General features: G+C 69.9%; 14 protein-coding genes. 5 read left to right on the top strand and 9 right to left on the bottom strand.

The window, feature by feature from the left end; all coding sequences use genetic code 11:
• Window positions 1-8 precede the first annotated feature (8 nt).
• The gene (locus CCN37_RS11950; protein ID WP_086820809.1) at window positions 9-806 is read right to left on the bottom strand and encodes a DUF3592 domain-containing protein; all 798 of its coding nucleotides are present in this window, start codon (window positions 804-806) and stop codon (window positions 9-11) included.
• 95 nt (window positions 807-901) lie between these two features.
• A complete protein-coding gene (locus CCN37_RS11945; protein WP_371504026.1) occupies window positions 902-1,735 on the bottom strand; it encodes an N-acetylmuramoyl-L-alanine amidase in 834 nt (277 codons plus the stop codon).
• Between the two features lie 108 nt (window positions 1,736-1,843).
• Here CCN37_RS11945 and CCN37_RS11940 point away from each other — a divergent pair, with 108 nt between their 5' ends.
• Together CCN37_RS11940 and recR are read left to right on the top strand one after the other, a co-directional pair.
• Entirely contained in the window at window positions 1,844-2,155 is a 312-nt protein-coding gene (locus CCN37_RS11940; protein ID WP_246842966.1) for a YbaB/EbfC family nucleoid-associated protein, read from the top strand.
• Window positions 2,156-2,167: 12 nt separating this feature from the next.
• The gene (gene recR, locus CCN37_RS11935; RefSeq protein WP_086820806.1) at window positions 2,168-2,776 is read left to right on the top strand and encodes a recombination mediator RecR; all 609 of its coding nucleotides are present in this window, start codon (window positions 2,168-2,170) and stop codon (window positions 2,774-2,776) included.
• A gap of 101 nt (window positions 2,777-2,877) precedes the next feature.
• Here recR and CCN37_RS11930 read toward each other — a convergent pair whose 3' ends face one another.
• The 5 genes from CCN37_RS11930 to fdhD all read right to left on the bottom strand — a co-directional run bounded on the left by CCN37_RS11930 (window position 2,878) and on the right by fdhD (window position 6,601).
• Window positions 2,878-3,255 carry a type II toxin-antitoxin system VapC family toxin gene (locus CCN37_RS11930; protein WP_086820805.1) on the bottom strand — a complete coding sequence of 126 codons (378 nt, stop codon included), beginning with the start codon at window positions 3,253-3,255 and terminating at the stop codon, window positions 2,878-2,880.
• Complete coding sequence (locus tag CCN37_RS42010; RefSeq protein WP_086820804.1) at window positions 3,252-3,524, bottom strand: AbrB/MazE/SpoVT family DNA-binding domain-containing protein; 273 nt, start codon at window positions 3,522-3,524, stop codon at window positions 3,252-3,254. Before CCN37_RS42010 ends, CCN37_RS11930 begins: the two co-directional genes overlap by 4 nt.
• Window positions 3,525-3,551: 27 nt before the next feature.
• Window positions 3,552-4,436, bottom strand: a complete 885-nt coding sequence (locus CCN37_RS11920) for an alpha/beta hydrolase family protein (protein WP_246842964.1) — start codon at window positions 4,434-4,436, stop codon at window positions 3,552-3,554.
• Window positions 4,437-4,598: 162 nt separating this feature from the next.
• Complete coding sequence (locus CCN37_RS11915; protein ID WP_086820803.1) at window positions 4,599-5,780, bottom strand: CaiB/BaiF CoA-transferase family protein; 1,182 nt, start codon at window positions 5,778-5,780, stop codon at window positions 4,599-4,601.
• Entirely contained in the window at window positions 5,777-6,601 is an 825-nt protein-coding gene (fdhD, locus tag CCN37_RS11910) for a formate dehydrogenase accessory sulfurtransferase FdhD (protein ID WP_086820802.1), read from the bottom strand. Before fdhD ends, CCN37_RS11915 begins: the two co-directional genes overlap by 4 nt.
• Window positions 6,602-6,655: 54 nt before the next feature.
• Here fdhD and CCN37_RS11905 point away from each other — a divergent pair, with 54 nt between their 5' ends.
• Window positions 6,656-8,002: an OFA family MFS transporter gene (locus CCN37_RS11905; RefSeq protein ID WP_086820888.1), complete on the top strand. Its 1,347-nt coding sequence runs from the start codon at window positions 6,656-6,658 to the stop codon at window positions 8,000-8,002.
• Here CCN37_RS11905 and CCN37_RS11900 read toward each other — a convergent pair.
• Both CCN37_RS11900 and CCN37_RS11895 read right to left on the bottom strand, forming a co-directional pair.
• Complete coding sequence (locus CCN37_RS11900; RefSeq protein ID WP_086820801.1) at window positions 7,999-10,293, bottom strand: FdhF/YdeP family oxidoreductase; 2,295 nt, start codon at window positions 10,291-10,293, stop codon at window positions 7,999-8,001. The genes CCN37_RS11905 and CCN37_RS11900 overlap by 4 nt on opposite strands.
• Before the next feature lie 4 nt (window positions 10,294-10,297).
• On the bottom strand, window positions 10,298-11,059 hold the full coding sequence (locus CCN37_RS11895; protein WP_086820800.1) for a TetR/AcrR family transcriptional regulator: 762 nt from the start codon (window positions 11,057-11,059) through the stop codon (window positions 10,298-10,300).
• 105 nt (window positions 11,060-11,164) lie between these two features.
• Here CCN37_RS11895 and CCN37_RS42325 point away from each other — a divergent pair, with 105 nt between their 5' ends.
• Window positions 11,165-11,731 carry a GNAT family N-acetyltransferase gene (locus tag CCN37_RS42325; protein WP_371504053.1) on the top strand — a complete coding sequence of 189 codons (567 nt, stop codon included), beginning with the start codon at window positions 11,165-11,167 and terminating at the stop codon, window positions 11,729-11,731.
• 334 nt (window positions 11,732-12,065) lie between these two features.
• Window positions 12,066-12,605, top strand: coding sequence for a hypothetical protein (locus CCN37_RS42320; RefSeq protein ID WP_086820798.1), 540 nt, complete (start codon window positions 12,066-12,068; stop codon window positions 12,603-12,605).
• The last annotated feature ends 13 nt before the right edge of the window (window positions 12,606-12,618 follow it).

Raw genomic sequence — 12,618 nt, 5'->3', positions numbered from 1 at the left:
GAAACGGGTCACCACCAGCGCAGGAACGCGGCGCCGGTGGTGAGGCCCACCAGGCCCAGCACGAGCAGGGTGATCGGGAAGATCCACGTCCACACCGTGTAGAGCGTGCCGACGGCGGGAGCGCGCGGGTCGACGTAGACGCGCACGCGTTTGCCCACGTCGGCGGAGCTCTGCCGACGCGCGCCGGTCCAGCTGCGCCGCACGCGGCCGTCGATCTCGTACTCCACCTGGGGCTCGTAGGTGGTCTCACCGGAGCGCGAGCGGTGGGCCACGATCATGCCGCCGACCTTGCGCGAGGCCCGCGCGAAGCGCAGCGCGCCGACGAGCACGCCGACCCCCGTCACCACGAGCAGGCCGGAGAACAGCGGGAACACCAGCGGGGCCAGCTCGACCAGCTCGGCGGCCCTTGGCGGGGCGATCCACGCGGCGGCGAGCAGCAGCACGCCATAGCCGATCAGCGCGCCGGGCATCACCGTGCGCGGAGTGCCGGTCAGCCGGAGCGCGGCGGGGTGTTCGAGGCAGGGGTGGACCTGGACGTCGTCACCGACCTCAACGGTGAGGCGGGTCGGTGCCAGTTCGACCAGCTCCCCGTCGCGCGCCCCGGACACCAGGCGCAGCGTCGCGCCGCGCTTGCCGCCGGAGGCTTCACCGATCTCCTCGACGCGGGCGCGCAGCAGCGAGCGCCGCGTGGTGCGCCTGCGCAGCTGCCAGTACACCCCCGCGAGCAGCACGAGCGCGCTGATCACGGACAGGGCGATGCGCGTGGCGTCCTTCGCAACCACGATGTCGGCGAGGGTGCTGCTCATGGCTGAAGTGATAGCTCTCCGGCCAGCCGGTGCCGCACTCGTTCGGGCGATCGATACCAACTCGGCGCCCGCCGGAGACCGCTTGGGCTAGCCGGTTACCCCAGGTAGCGGAGCAGTCCGTCGGAGATCGCGCTCGCGTACTTGGCCCGGCCCACCGCGCTGGAGAGCTGGGCGGCGTCCTCCGGGTGCCGCATGTTGCCGCACTCGACCATGACGGCCGGGCGGGTGGAGTGGTTCATGCCCGCGATGTCCGGCCTGCCGTGCAGACCGTTCGAGCCGATGTAGTTGGACACCGGGAAACCCTTGGCGCGCAAGGTGTCGCGCAGGGCGCCCGCGAGCTTCGTCGACGGCTCGCGCTGCGCGGAGTTCAGCGGCGGCGCCGAGTGGATGATGTGGAAACCGCGCGCTGAGGCGGAGTTCGAGCCGTCGGCGTGGATGGAGACCACCGCGTCGGCGGTCGAGCGGTTGCCGATCTTCGCGCGCTCGTCGACGCAGGGGCCGACGCCGTTGTCGTCCTCGCGCGTCATGACCACCTTGACGCCGCGCGCGGTCAGCGCCTCGCGCACGCGAACGGCGACGTCCCAGGTGAAGGCGTGCTCGGAGTAACCGGCGTTGGTCGCGGTTCCCGTGGTGTTGCACGCCTTCGTGCCGCCGCGGCCGTCCGGGACGGGCTTGTTGATCGCGCCGGGGTTCGAGGAGTTGCGGCCGTTGTGGCCTGGGTCGAGCACCACGGTCCTGCCCGCGAGCGCGCTGGCGCTGGGGCTCGCGGGGGCTGTGGTCGGATCGGCGGTGATCGGCGGACTCCCAACGGACATCGACGTGGGTTCGGGCGCAGCACTCGACGGCGGGGTCTCCGCAGGTCCACCGCAGGCGGTGAAGACCAGGGCAACCGATCCGGCAAGGAGGATGCTCACATCACGGCGTCGCACGCGGTACACGGTGCCAGACGGTGCGCGACTACCCTGACCGCATGCTGTGCCTTTCCGGAGCACAGCTCGCCGAGAGGAGCCGTCTTGCAGCCCGGTGGCATGCCCGACATGCAGCAGATCCTGCAGCAGGCCCAGCAGATGCAGCAGCAGCTCATGGTCGCCCAGCAGGAGCTGGCCGACGCCGAGGTCTCCGGCAACGCCGGTGGTGGCCTGGTCACCGCGACGGTCTCGGGCGCTGGCGAGCTGAAGGCGCTGACGATCGACCCCAAGGTCATCGACCCCGAGGACCCGGACACGCTGGCCGACCTGGTGGTCGCCGCGGTCCGCGACGCCAACACCAACGCGCAGGAGCTGGCCCAGCGCACCATGGGCCCGCTGGCGGGCGGTCTCGGTGGCGGGTTCCAGCTCCCCGGAATGTAGGCGCGCAGCGACGTGTACGAGGGACCGGTCCAGGACCTGATCGACGAGCTCGGCCGGTTGCCCGGCGTCGGGCCGAAGAGCGCGCAGCGCATCGCCTTCCACCTGCTCGCCGCCGAGCCCGCCGACGTGACCCGGCTGCAGGAGGTCCTGCAGAAGGTCAAGGAGGGCATCCAGTTCTGCGACGTCTGCGGCAACGTCTCCGAGGAGACCACCTGCCGCATCTGCCGCGACCCGCGCCGCGACCTGTCGGTGGTGTGCGTGGTCGAGGAGCCCAAGGACGTGCTCGCGGTCGAGCGCACGCGGGAGTTCAAGGGCCGCTACCACGTGCTCGGCGGCGCGCTGGACCCGTTGTCCGGCGTGGGTCCTGACCAGCTGCGCATCCGCGAGCTGCTGTCCAGGATCGGCACCACGCTCGACGGCGTGGACATCTCGGAGATCATCATCGCCACCGACCCGAACACCGAGGGCGAGGCGACGGCGACCTACCTGATGCGCATGCTCAAGGACTTCCCCGGCCTCACGGTCACCCGTCTGGCCTCGGGTCTGCCCATGGGCGGAGACCTCGAGTTCGCCGACGAGCTCACCCTGGGCCGAGCCCTCTCCGGCCGCCGCGCCATGTGACCGCGGGCGGCCCCCTCCCAGCGATGTGGCAACGCGTTGCGAATGAGAGCGCTCTCAATTCACAAGAAGTAGCCAAAACGCGAAGAACAGCGGCTGGTGGGTCAGCGGATGAGTCGGACCTCGACATCGGTGTCGGCCGCGGCCCACGCCTTGTCCGCAGTGAGCGCGGGTGCGTTCAGGCGTGCGGCGAGTGCCAGGCACGCACGATCGCCCAGCGACAGGCCGGACTGCTTCGTCCGCGAGTACAGGGCGGCGGCGAGTTCGGCGTCGTCCTGGGTGAAGGGCTCCACCGCCACGCCCAGCGCCAAGAGGTAGGTCGCGATGTCGGGCGAACTACCTCGCTGGGTGAGTTTCTGAACGACCTCGGACCAGTTGACGGTGGAGATCCGGCTTCCGTCGAGGAGTTCACGAACCACCTCTTGGCCGGGCTCCCGGTAGAGCAGAGCGAGCACAGCGGACGCGTCAAGCACGACTGTCACGAGGTGCAGTCCTCTTCGGCCTGCTCGCGCTTGGCTTCCGTGCGGCGTTCAACCAGCAGGGCCTTCACCGCGCTGCCCCTGCCGACGTCCGTGCGGGCCACCTCGTCCTGAATGCGCGCCAGGAGGTGATCGCGGTCCTCGAGCACGAGGCGACCGTTCTCGGTGTAGGCCACCACTCGAGAACCTGGACGCAGACCGAGTTCAGCGCGCAACTGGGCAGGAATGGTCACCCTGCCCTGCTCGTTGACTGAAACTTCTGCGTGTGTCACATGCTCACCCTATCTGACACGCCTGCGTCAGGGGAGGTGGCGGCCGACGAAGCGGACCACGTCGGGCAGGACCCGGTTGTAGAAGACCTGGTTGTGGCCGCCAGGGCCGGTGGCGGCGACCACGGGGCGGGCGCGCTGGATGTACTGGCGGACACCGGTGATGAAGCTGTCCTCGGTGCCGCACCACATGCCGACCTTGGCGCCGCCGTGCTTGTCGAGGTTGCGCAGCGGGTCCATGGAGGCCCACTCGGCCTGGTCGCGGAACGCCTTGCGCTTGCTCATCTCGCCCCACGAGGTGATCAGCGCGGGTGAGATCGCGGCGATGGCGCTCACCGGGTCGCGGCGCTCCTGGCGGCGCCGGGCGTAGAGGAACGCGCCGAAGCCGCCCATGGAGATGCCGGAGACGGCGAAGGGCTTGCCGTCGGGACCGCCGAGGCCGCGCTCGGCGAGCCAGGTCGGGATCTCCTCCAGCAGCATCGCCATCGGGTTGTCGTTCTGCTGCTGGTGCCAGTAGGTGTTGGCGCCGCCGTCCACGGCCACGAAGGCGAACGGCTTGACGTGGCCCTTGGCGACGGCGGAGGCGAGCGCGCCCGCGAGGTCGCCGCCGGGCGCGGAGCGGGCGTTGCCGAAGCGGCCGTGCAGTAGCAGGCAGACGGGCAGGTCCTTGCTGGTGTTGCTGGGCAGGAAGGTGGCGATCTCCACGCTCTGCCTGCGGTAGGCGGAGCGGACCTGCTCCACCCGCATCACCCCGCGCGAAGGCGCTGAGGCGAGCGCGGGCGTGCTGCTCGGCGCCGGAGCGGGAGGCTTGACCCCCTTCTCGGCGTTGCGCAGCGCCCCGCTGCCCGCTGTCACCCCGAGAGTGACCGTGGCCGCCGCCCCCGCGGCTGCTCCCATCAGCACCGTGCGCCTCACGACGCGGCGGTGACTGCCCCCCTGGGCCACGCTGAACCTCCCCCTGCGAGCGCGGGACGGAAATCGTCCCCGCACCCCCTTGTGACGCGCCTCAGGCCATTCTCGTTACCGATCACACGGAATTTATCCTCAGTGATCCGCCTCACACTCGAAAGGGGGTTGTCAGACGGCTCCCTTTTCGCGGAGTTCACGGGCACTCCGTTCGTCGTAGCCCAGCCAGCTCAAGATCGCCTCGGTGTGCTGCCCCAACCGGGGGATGGCGCCCGGGGACCAGCTCCAGTGCGTGGCGTCCACGGGCGGCCGGAGCATCCGGGGACTCGCGCCGGGAGCGGGCACCTCGTGCCACCGCTCCCGTGCCGCGAGCTGAGGGTGCTCGGCCAGACCAAGGACGTCCCGCGTGCGCGAAGCGGGCACGTCGGCGGCGTCGAGGGCGGCCAGCAACCCCTCGGCGGTCATCCCCGCGAAGACCGCGTGCAGCTCGGCGTGCAGCGCCTCGCGGTGCTCCACGCGCGATGCCACCGTGGTGAAGCGGGGATCGGTCGCCAGCTCCGGGCGGTTGAGGACGCGTGCGCACAGGCGAGTCCACTGCGGCTCGTTCTGGACAGCGAGGTGCACGGACCCGCCGTCACCGCACCGGAACGGCCCGTACGGCGCGATGCTGGCGTGGTGGGCGCCCGAGCGGGGCGGGATCTTGCCGGTGCCGGTCGCGTAGAGCAGCGGCTGCTGCACCCACTCCGCCAGCGACTCCAGCAGCGACAGGCGCAGCGCGGTGCCTTCGCCGGTCCGTTCGCGGTGGTAGAGCGCGGCCAGCACGGCGGAGTGCAGGTGGACTCCGCCGGAGATGTCGGCGACGGAGATGCCTGTGCGAGCGGTCACCTCGCCCTCGCCGGTCAGCTCGATCAGTCCGGCTTCGGACTGCACGAGCGCGTCGTAGGCCTTGCGCTCCGAGTAGGGGCCGCCGTCGCCGTAGCCGGACAGCTCGCCGACGATCAGCTCCGGGCGGTCCGCGCGCAACGTTTCCGCGTCCACACCGAGACGACGGGCCGCGGCGGGGGAGAGGTTGCACAGCACCACGTCCGCGCGCTCGACGAGCCTGGTCAGGACCTCGCGGCCCTCGGGGAGCTTGAAGTCGAGGGTGATCGACTCCTTGCCGCCGTTGACCCACGCGAAGTACGAGGAGACCTCGCCGCACGCGTTGTCGTAGTGCCGCGCGAAGTCGCCGCCGTCGACGCGTTCGACCTTGATCACGCGGGCGCCGAGGTCGGCGAGCAGCCGGGAGGCGTAGGGCACCGCGACGGCCTGCTCCAGGCTGACCACGACGACGCCGGTGAGAGGACCGCTCATCTGTCCACTCTGGACTGTCCTGAGTAGACGTTCATGGACGACCCCCTGAGAAAGCCGATGAGGGTCATGCCCTGCTCGGCGGCGAGATCGGCCGCGAGCGAGGACGGCGCGGACACCGCGGCCAGTACGGGAATCCCGGCCATCGTCGCCTTCTGCACGAGCTCGAAGGACGCTCGTCCCGACACCATCAGCACGCAGCCGCTGAGCGGCACCCTGCCGGACAGGACCGCCCAGCCGATGACCTTGTCCACGGCGTTGTGCCTGCCGACGTCCTCCCGTGCGACGAGCAGTTCGCCCTCGGCGGTGAACAATCCTGCCCCGTGCAGGCCGCCAGTGCTGTCGAAGACGCGTTGAGCCGCGCGGAGCTTGCCGGGCAAGGAGATCAGCGTGTCGACGCCGACCTTGACGTCGTCCTTGGTGAGGTCGTGGTGGCCGCGCACGCGCACCGACTCCAGCGCGGCCTTGCCGCAGACCCCGCACGAGGACGTGGTGTGGAAGTTCCGCTCGACGCCGACCTGGACCGGCGGGACGTGCGCGGCCAGTGCGAGGTCGAGGACGTTGTAGGTGTTCCTGCCGTCCTCGTCGGTCCCGTCGCAGTAGCGCGCGGTCCGCACGTCCTCGGTGGCGGTGATCACGCCTTCGGTGAGCAGGAATCCGTGCGCCAGCTCGACGTCCTGGCCGGGCGTGCGCATCGTGACCGTGAGCGCGCGCCCGTTCACCCGCAGCTCCAACGGTTCCTCGGCGGCCAACGCGTCCGGCCGGCTCGTCTCCCGGCCATCGGAGATCCGCAGCACCTGGCGGCGGACGGTGACTCTGCCCATGTGGACCGCCTCCTCGGCTCGGGGTGACAGATCCCAATTGTGAGTTTATGTTGCATTTCTGGCCGTGGGAGGAGCTCGGTGGACTTTCTCAGTCGTGCCCGCACCGTCGCTTCCCCTGGATGGAGCCGGTGGTTGGTCCCACCGGCCGCATTGGCCGTGCACCTCTCGATCGGCCAAGCCTACGCGTGGAGCGTGTTCAAGCCGCCTCTGGAAGGCGCGCTCGGGCTCAGCGGAACACAGAGCGCGCTGCCGTTCCAGCTCGGCATCGTGATGCTCGGCCTGTCGGCGGCGTTCGGCGGAACACTGGTTGAGCGCAACGGACCACGGTGGGCGATGTTCGTCTCCACCGTGTGCTTCTGCTCCGGCTTCCTGGTGTCAGCGCTCGGAGCGGCCACCGCGCAGTACTGGCTGGTGGTGCTCGGCTACGGGGTGATCGGCGGCATCGGGCTCGGCATCGGCTACATCTCGCCGGTGTCCACGCTGATCAAGTGGTTTCCCGACCGGCCCGGCATGGCCACCGGCATCGCGATCATGGGCTTCGGCGGCGGAGCGCTGATCGCCTCGCCGTGGTCGGCCGCGATGCTGGAGGGCTTCGGCAAGGACGCCTCGGGCATCGCAGCCACGTTCCTGGTGCACGGCCTGGTCTACGCGGTGTTCATGACGATGGGCGTGCTGCTGGTGCGCGTGCCCGCCGACGACTGGCGTCCGCCGAGCTCGGTCGCTTCGGCGAAGCCCGCCGCCAGCGTGGTGAACGTGTCGGCGCGCAACGCGATCCGGACTCCGCAGTTCTGGTGCCTGTGGGTGGTCCTGTGCTTCAACGTGACCGCGGGCATCGGAATCCTGGAGAAGGCCGCGCCGATGATCCGCGACTTCTTCGCGGACAGCGCGTTTCCGGTCAGCGTCGGTGCCGCGGCCGGCTTCGTCGCGTTGCTGTCGCTGGTGAACATGCTCGGGCGCTTCGTGTGGTCGTCCACTTCGGACGTCATCGGCCGCAAGAACATCTACCGCCTCTACCTCGGCGTCGGGGCGCTGCTCTACCTGGCGATCGCGTTGCTGGGCGATACCTCCAAGCCCCTGTTCATCCTCTGCGCGATGGTGATCCTGTCCTTCTACGGCGGCGGTTTCGCCACGATCCCGGCCTACCTGAAGGACCTCTTCGGCGCCTATCAGGTCGGCGCGATCCACGGGCGACTGCTCACCGCGTGGTCGCTCGCCGGAGTGCTCGGTCCGCTGATCATCAACGCCGTTGCCGACGCGCAGAAGGCGGCGGGCAGGTCGGGACCGGAGCTGTACACCGCCTCGTTCTCCATCGTGATCGGCTTGCTGGTGATCGCGTTCGTGGCGAACGAGCTCGTGCGGCCGGTGCACCCGCGCCACCACGAACCCGGCACCGCGGGCTAGCTCCTGGGAACCAGCCGGATCACGATGGACTTCGACGTCGGGGTGTTGGAGATCTCCGCCGTGGAGTCCAGTGGCACCAACGCGTTCGCCTCGGGGAAGTAGGCTGCCGCGCAGCCCCGCGCCGTGGGATAGGCCACGACCCGGAAGCGCTCCGCCGTGCGGTCCTCGTCACCCGCCCACTCACTGACCAGGTCGACCGCCGCGCCGTCCGCGACGCCGAGTTCCGTGAGGTCGTCGGGGTTGACGAACACCACGCGCCGCGCGTCCTTCACACCCCGGTAGCGGTCGTCCAGGCCGTAGATCGTGGTGTTGAACTGGTCGTGGCTGCGCAGGGTTTGCAGCAGCAGACGGCCTTCGGGGATGTGCGGCGCCTCGAAGGTGTTCGCCGTGAAGTTCGCTTTCCCCGTGGTGGTGCGGAACTCGCGGCTGTCGCGCGGCGGATGTGGCAGTACGAAACCGTCCTTGTCGCGCACGCGCTCGTTGTAGTTGGCGAAGCCGGGGACCACGCGCTCGATGCGATCGCGGACGCGGTCGTAGTCGGACTCGAAGTCCTCCCAGGGGATCGGGTGCTCCGCGCCGAGGACCTTGCGGGCCATGCGCGCGACGATCGCGATCTCGGAGAGCAGGTGCTCGCTGGCCGGGGCGTTGCGGCCACGAGAGCTGTGCACGACGGACATCGAGTCCTCGACGCTGACGAATTGCTCGCCGCTCTGCTGAACATCGCGCTCGGTGCGCCCAAGAGTCGGCAGGACAAGGGAAATCTCGCCGGGCACGACGTGCGAGCGGTTGAGCTTCGTCGAGACGTTGACGGTCAGCGCGCAGGACGACAGCGCGCGCTCGGTGAGCTTGGTGTCCGGCGTCGCGGAGACGAAGTTGCCGCCCATCGCGAAGAACACCGAAGCACGGCCGTCGCGCATCGCGCGCAGCGAGTCCACGGTGTCGTATCCGTGCCTGCGCGGAACGGAGATGGAGAACTCCTGCTCCAGCGCGGACATGAACTCCTCCGGCATCTTCTCCCAGATGCCCATCGTGCGGTCGCCCTGCACGTTGGAGTGACCGCGCACCGGGCACACGCCCGCACCCGGCTTGCCGATCATTCCGCGCAGCAGCAACACGTTCACGATCTCGCGGATCGTCGGAACGGAGTGCTTGTGCTGGGTGAGCCCCATGGCCCAGCAGATGATCGTCCGCTTGGAGTCGACCAGCATCCGCGAGACCTCGGCGATCTGCTCGCGCGGCACACCGGTAGCGGCGTCGACGGCGTCCCAGTCGAGATCGCGGACCTGCTCGACGTAGGCGTCGAAGCCGTGGGTGTGCGCGTCGATGAACGCGCGGTCCAGCACGGCTCCCGGCGCCGCGTCCTCCGCCGCGAGCACGAGGTGCCCCAGCGCTTGGAAGAACGCGAGGTCGCCGCCGAGCTTGATCTGGCAGAACTCGTCGGAGAGCGCGGTGCCCCTGCCCACCAGGCCGCTGATGTTCTGCGGGTTCTTGAAGCGCAGCAAACCGGCTTCTGGCAAGGGGTTCACCGCGACGACGCGCGCGCCGCGCTTCTTCGCGACCTCCAGCGAGGAGAGCATGCGCGGGTGGTTGGTGCCGGGGTTCTGGCCCACCACGATGAGCAGATCGGCCGACTCCACGTCCTCCAGCGACACCGAGCCCTTGCCGATGCCGATGGTCTCCTTGAGCGCCGCGCCGGAGGACTCGTGGCACATGTTCGAGCAGTCGGGCAGGTTGTTCGTGCCGTAGCCGCGGCAGAACAGCTGGTAGAGGAACGCGGCCTCGTTGCTCGTGCGGCCGGAGGTGTAGAAGATCGCCTCATCGGGGCTCGCGAGGCCGTTGAGCTGCTCCGCGATGATCTCGAACGCGCCGTCCCACGAGATCGGCGAGTAGTGGGTTTCCCCGCGCCGCAACACCATCGGCTCGGTGATGCGGCCCTGCTGGCCCAGCCAGTAGTCGGACTTCCCGGCCAGCTCGGCGATGCCGTGCCTGGCGAAGAACTCGCGGTCGACGCGCCGCCGCGTGGCCTCCTCGGCGATCGCCTTCGCGCCGTTCTCGCAGAACTCCGCGAGCTTGCGGTGGCCCTGCGCCTCCGGCCACGCGCACCCCGGGCAGTCGACGCCGTTGTGCTGGTTGAGCACCTTCAGCGACCGCACCGTGCGCCCGACGCCCATCTGCTCGACGCTGCGCTTGAGCGAGACGGCGACGCCGGGAAGGCCCGCCGCCCACTCCTTCGGCTTGCTGACGACCAGCTCGGACTCGTCGACGTCGTGCTCCGGGGGCTTGCGGCTCATGCCCTCATCTTGCGCCGTTTTCTGGCTCCGCACCAAGGGAACGCTTGCTGATCAGTGCTTCCAGACCGTCCAGCACGCGCTCCAGGCCGAACTCGAAGTCCATCTCCACCACGTCGAAGGCGCCCGAGCCCCGCATGCGGCTCATCGTGGGGAAGCGTTCGAGGTGCTGCCAGAAGCGTTCGCGGCCGGCCCACCACTCGTCCTCCGAAAGGCCGGTGTGCCGTTCGGCCAACTTGGCGTCAACGGATGTCCTTGCAGCGCCGCGCACGTAGCCGTAGAGCGTGTTGAAGACGGCCACGATCTCCATGTCGGACAAGCCGATCCCGCTCAGCGCCGTGAGCGCGGACTCGTAGCTGGTGACGCTGTTGGGGCCGAGGACCGGGCGGTGCCACGCGAGGTGCAGCACCCAGGGGTGGCGGTGGAACAGCTCCCACTCCTCGCGCGCGCAGACCTCCATCTTCGCCCGCCAGCCGCCCTCGACGTGCTCCAGCACCGGGGACTCGGCGTTGACCGTGTCGACCATGACGTCCAGCAGCTCGGCCTTGCCCGGCACGTAGCGGTAGATCGACATCGTGGTGAAGCCCAGCCGCTCCGCGACCGCGCGCATGGACAGCGCGCCCAGCCCGTCCGCGTCGGCGATCTCGATCGCGGCGCGCGCGACGGCGGCCAGCGTGAGCGCGGGCCTGGGACCCCGGCTCGGCCGCGCGGGCTCGCCCCAGAGCAGCTCCAGGGTGCGGTGCGGATCGCCGCTGCTGTACTCGGTCATCGGGGCTCATCGTAGAACTGTGTGCGCTGTACACTGAACTGTGTACGACATACACGGAGGTGGTTGGTGCGGGTTCGGGACGCGGTGCGGGTCGAGGCGGCGACGATGGCGGAGGTCCTGGTCAGGGCGTTCGACAGCGATCCGGTGATGCAGTGGATGTTCGGCGACGCGGAGCAGCGGCGGCGGGTCTACCCGCGCATGATGGCCGCGCTGATCAAGCTCTCCTACCTGCACCGGGGCGGCTGTCAGGTCGCGGGAGCCGACGGCGTGACGATGGGCGTGGCGCTGTGGGTGCCGCCGGGCCGGGAGAAGGTCGCGCTGTGGCGCCAGCTCATCGCCGGAGCGGCCATGCTCGCCAGCGCGGGGCCCAGGCAGTTCTTCCAGATCAGCCGACGTGGAGCTCAGCTCGAAGCGACGACCAAGGCCGCGCACCCCCGCGAACCGCACTGGTACCTGGCCGTGCTCGGCACCGATCCCCGCGCGCAGGGAACGGGCGTCGGCGGTGCGCTGCTGCGCTCCAGGCTGGCCGAGTGCGAGCGCGACGGCGCACCGGCGTACCTGGAGTGCCTCGAGTCGAACGTGCAGTACTACGAGCGCTTCGGTTTCGAGGTGATCAGCGACATCCCCCTGCCCGACGGCGGCCCCACCCTGCACGGCATGTGGCGCCCCTGACGACCGCTTGAAGCGGTTGGCGGAGTGCGGCGGTCCGGTGCAGGACTCGTCGGTGATGGGGTTGTTGGGGTCGAGGTAGAAGGACTCGTCGTGCTTCGCGGTGGGGCCGGTGGTGGGGGCGAGTCGGCCCTTGCCGAGCGTGGGCGCGAGCAGGCCGTCCTTGGCGGCGGCGCAGTCCATCATGAAGGTGAAACCGTTGGTGGCGCCCGGCCACAGCTTCCCGTCGGTGGCGTCCTCGTAGAGCAGGTACTCCGCCTCCCACCGCTCGGTCGCGATGCGGTCGGTCGGGTCGGCCAGGCGACGCGGGTCGTCGTGGTGGAAGGCGTAGGCCACGATGAAGTTCGTCTTCGCCACCAGGGCGCCGCGATCACCGACCGACACGGTCATGGACCCGGTGACCCTGGGCGGGTCGTTGGCCAGGCGGAACTTCGGCGAGATCAGCGTGCGCGCCCAGCCCAGCTCCGCCTGCGTGCCCTTGATGTCCTTGTGCGACTCGGGATCGAAGAGGTCGAGCACCGGGGCCATCGTCCTCCCGGTCAGCACCTCGGGGTTGAGCCGGGCCGCGACGAGCATCGCGCGGACCTTGTCGGTGAACGCGGAGACCTTGTCCGGGCCGTACTTGCCGACCTGGGCGGGCGGCGGAGCGACGAAGCCGGCCGCGCCCTCCGGCCAGTTCGCCATCCGGGTGCCGAGGAAGGCGTTGACGGGCGCGGGCGCCTCGGTCGACGTCCCGCCGTCGCGGCCGAGCAGTCCGTCGAGCCGGCCGTCCTGGTACATCAGCACGCCGACCCCGACGATGCCGATGACGGCCAGCGCGGAGACGATCAGGTTGCCCCGCTTGCGTTCGCTCATCGTCGGTCCCCCTGCTGAGTGAGTAGCGGCGGAAC

Origin of the sequence: Allokutzneria sp. NRRL B-24872 (assembly GCF_002155965.1) — a bacterium.
Lineage (GTDB): Bacteria > Actinomycetota > Actinomycetes > Mycobacteriales > Pseudonocardiaceae > Allokutzneria.
Note: the sequence above shows the minus strand (reverse complement) of the source record. Positions and strands in the feature narration are given on the sequence as shown.

What these genes read in the sequence shown, in the direction of transcription:
- CCN37_RS11950 (WP_086820809.1), bottom strand. Translation starts at nt 806, where the DNA reads ATGAGCAGCACCCTCGCCGACATCGTGGTTGCGAAGGACGCCACGCGC.
- CCN37_RS11940 (WP_246842966.1), top strand. Translation starts at nt 1,844, where the DNA reads ATGCAGCAGATCCTGCAGCAGGCCCAGCAGATGCAGCAGCAGCTCATG.
- CCN37_RS11915 (WP_086820803.1), bottom strand. Translation starts at nt 5,780, where the DNA reads ATGAGCGGTCCTCTCACCGGCGTCGTCGTGGTCAGCCTGGAGCAGGCC.
- fdhD (WP_086820802.1), bottom strand. Translation starts at nt 6,601, where the DNA reads ATGGGCAGAGTCACCGTCCGCCGCCAGGTGCTGCGGATCTCCGATGGC.
- CCN37_RS11900 (WP_086820801.1), bottom strand. Translation starts at nt 10,293, where the DNA reads ATGAGCCGCAAGCCCCCGGAGCACGACGTCGACGAGTCCGAGCTGGTC.
- CCN37_RS11895 (WP_086820800.1), bottom strand. Translation starts at nt 11,059, where the DNA reads ATGACCGAGTACAGCAGCGGCGATCCGCACCGCACCCTGGAGCTGCTC.
- CCN37_RS42325 (WP_371504053.1), top strand. Translation starts at nt 11,165, where the DNA reads ATGGCGGAGGTCCTGGTCAGGGCGTTCGACAGCGATCCGGTGATGCAG.
- CCN37_RS42320 (WP_086820798.1), top strand. Translation starts at nt 12,066, where the DNA reads ATGAAGTTCGTCTTCGCCACCAGGGCGCCGCGATCACCGACCGACACG.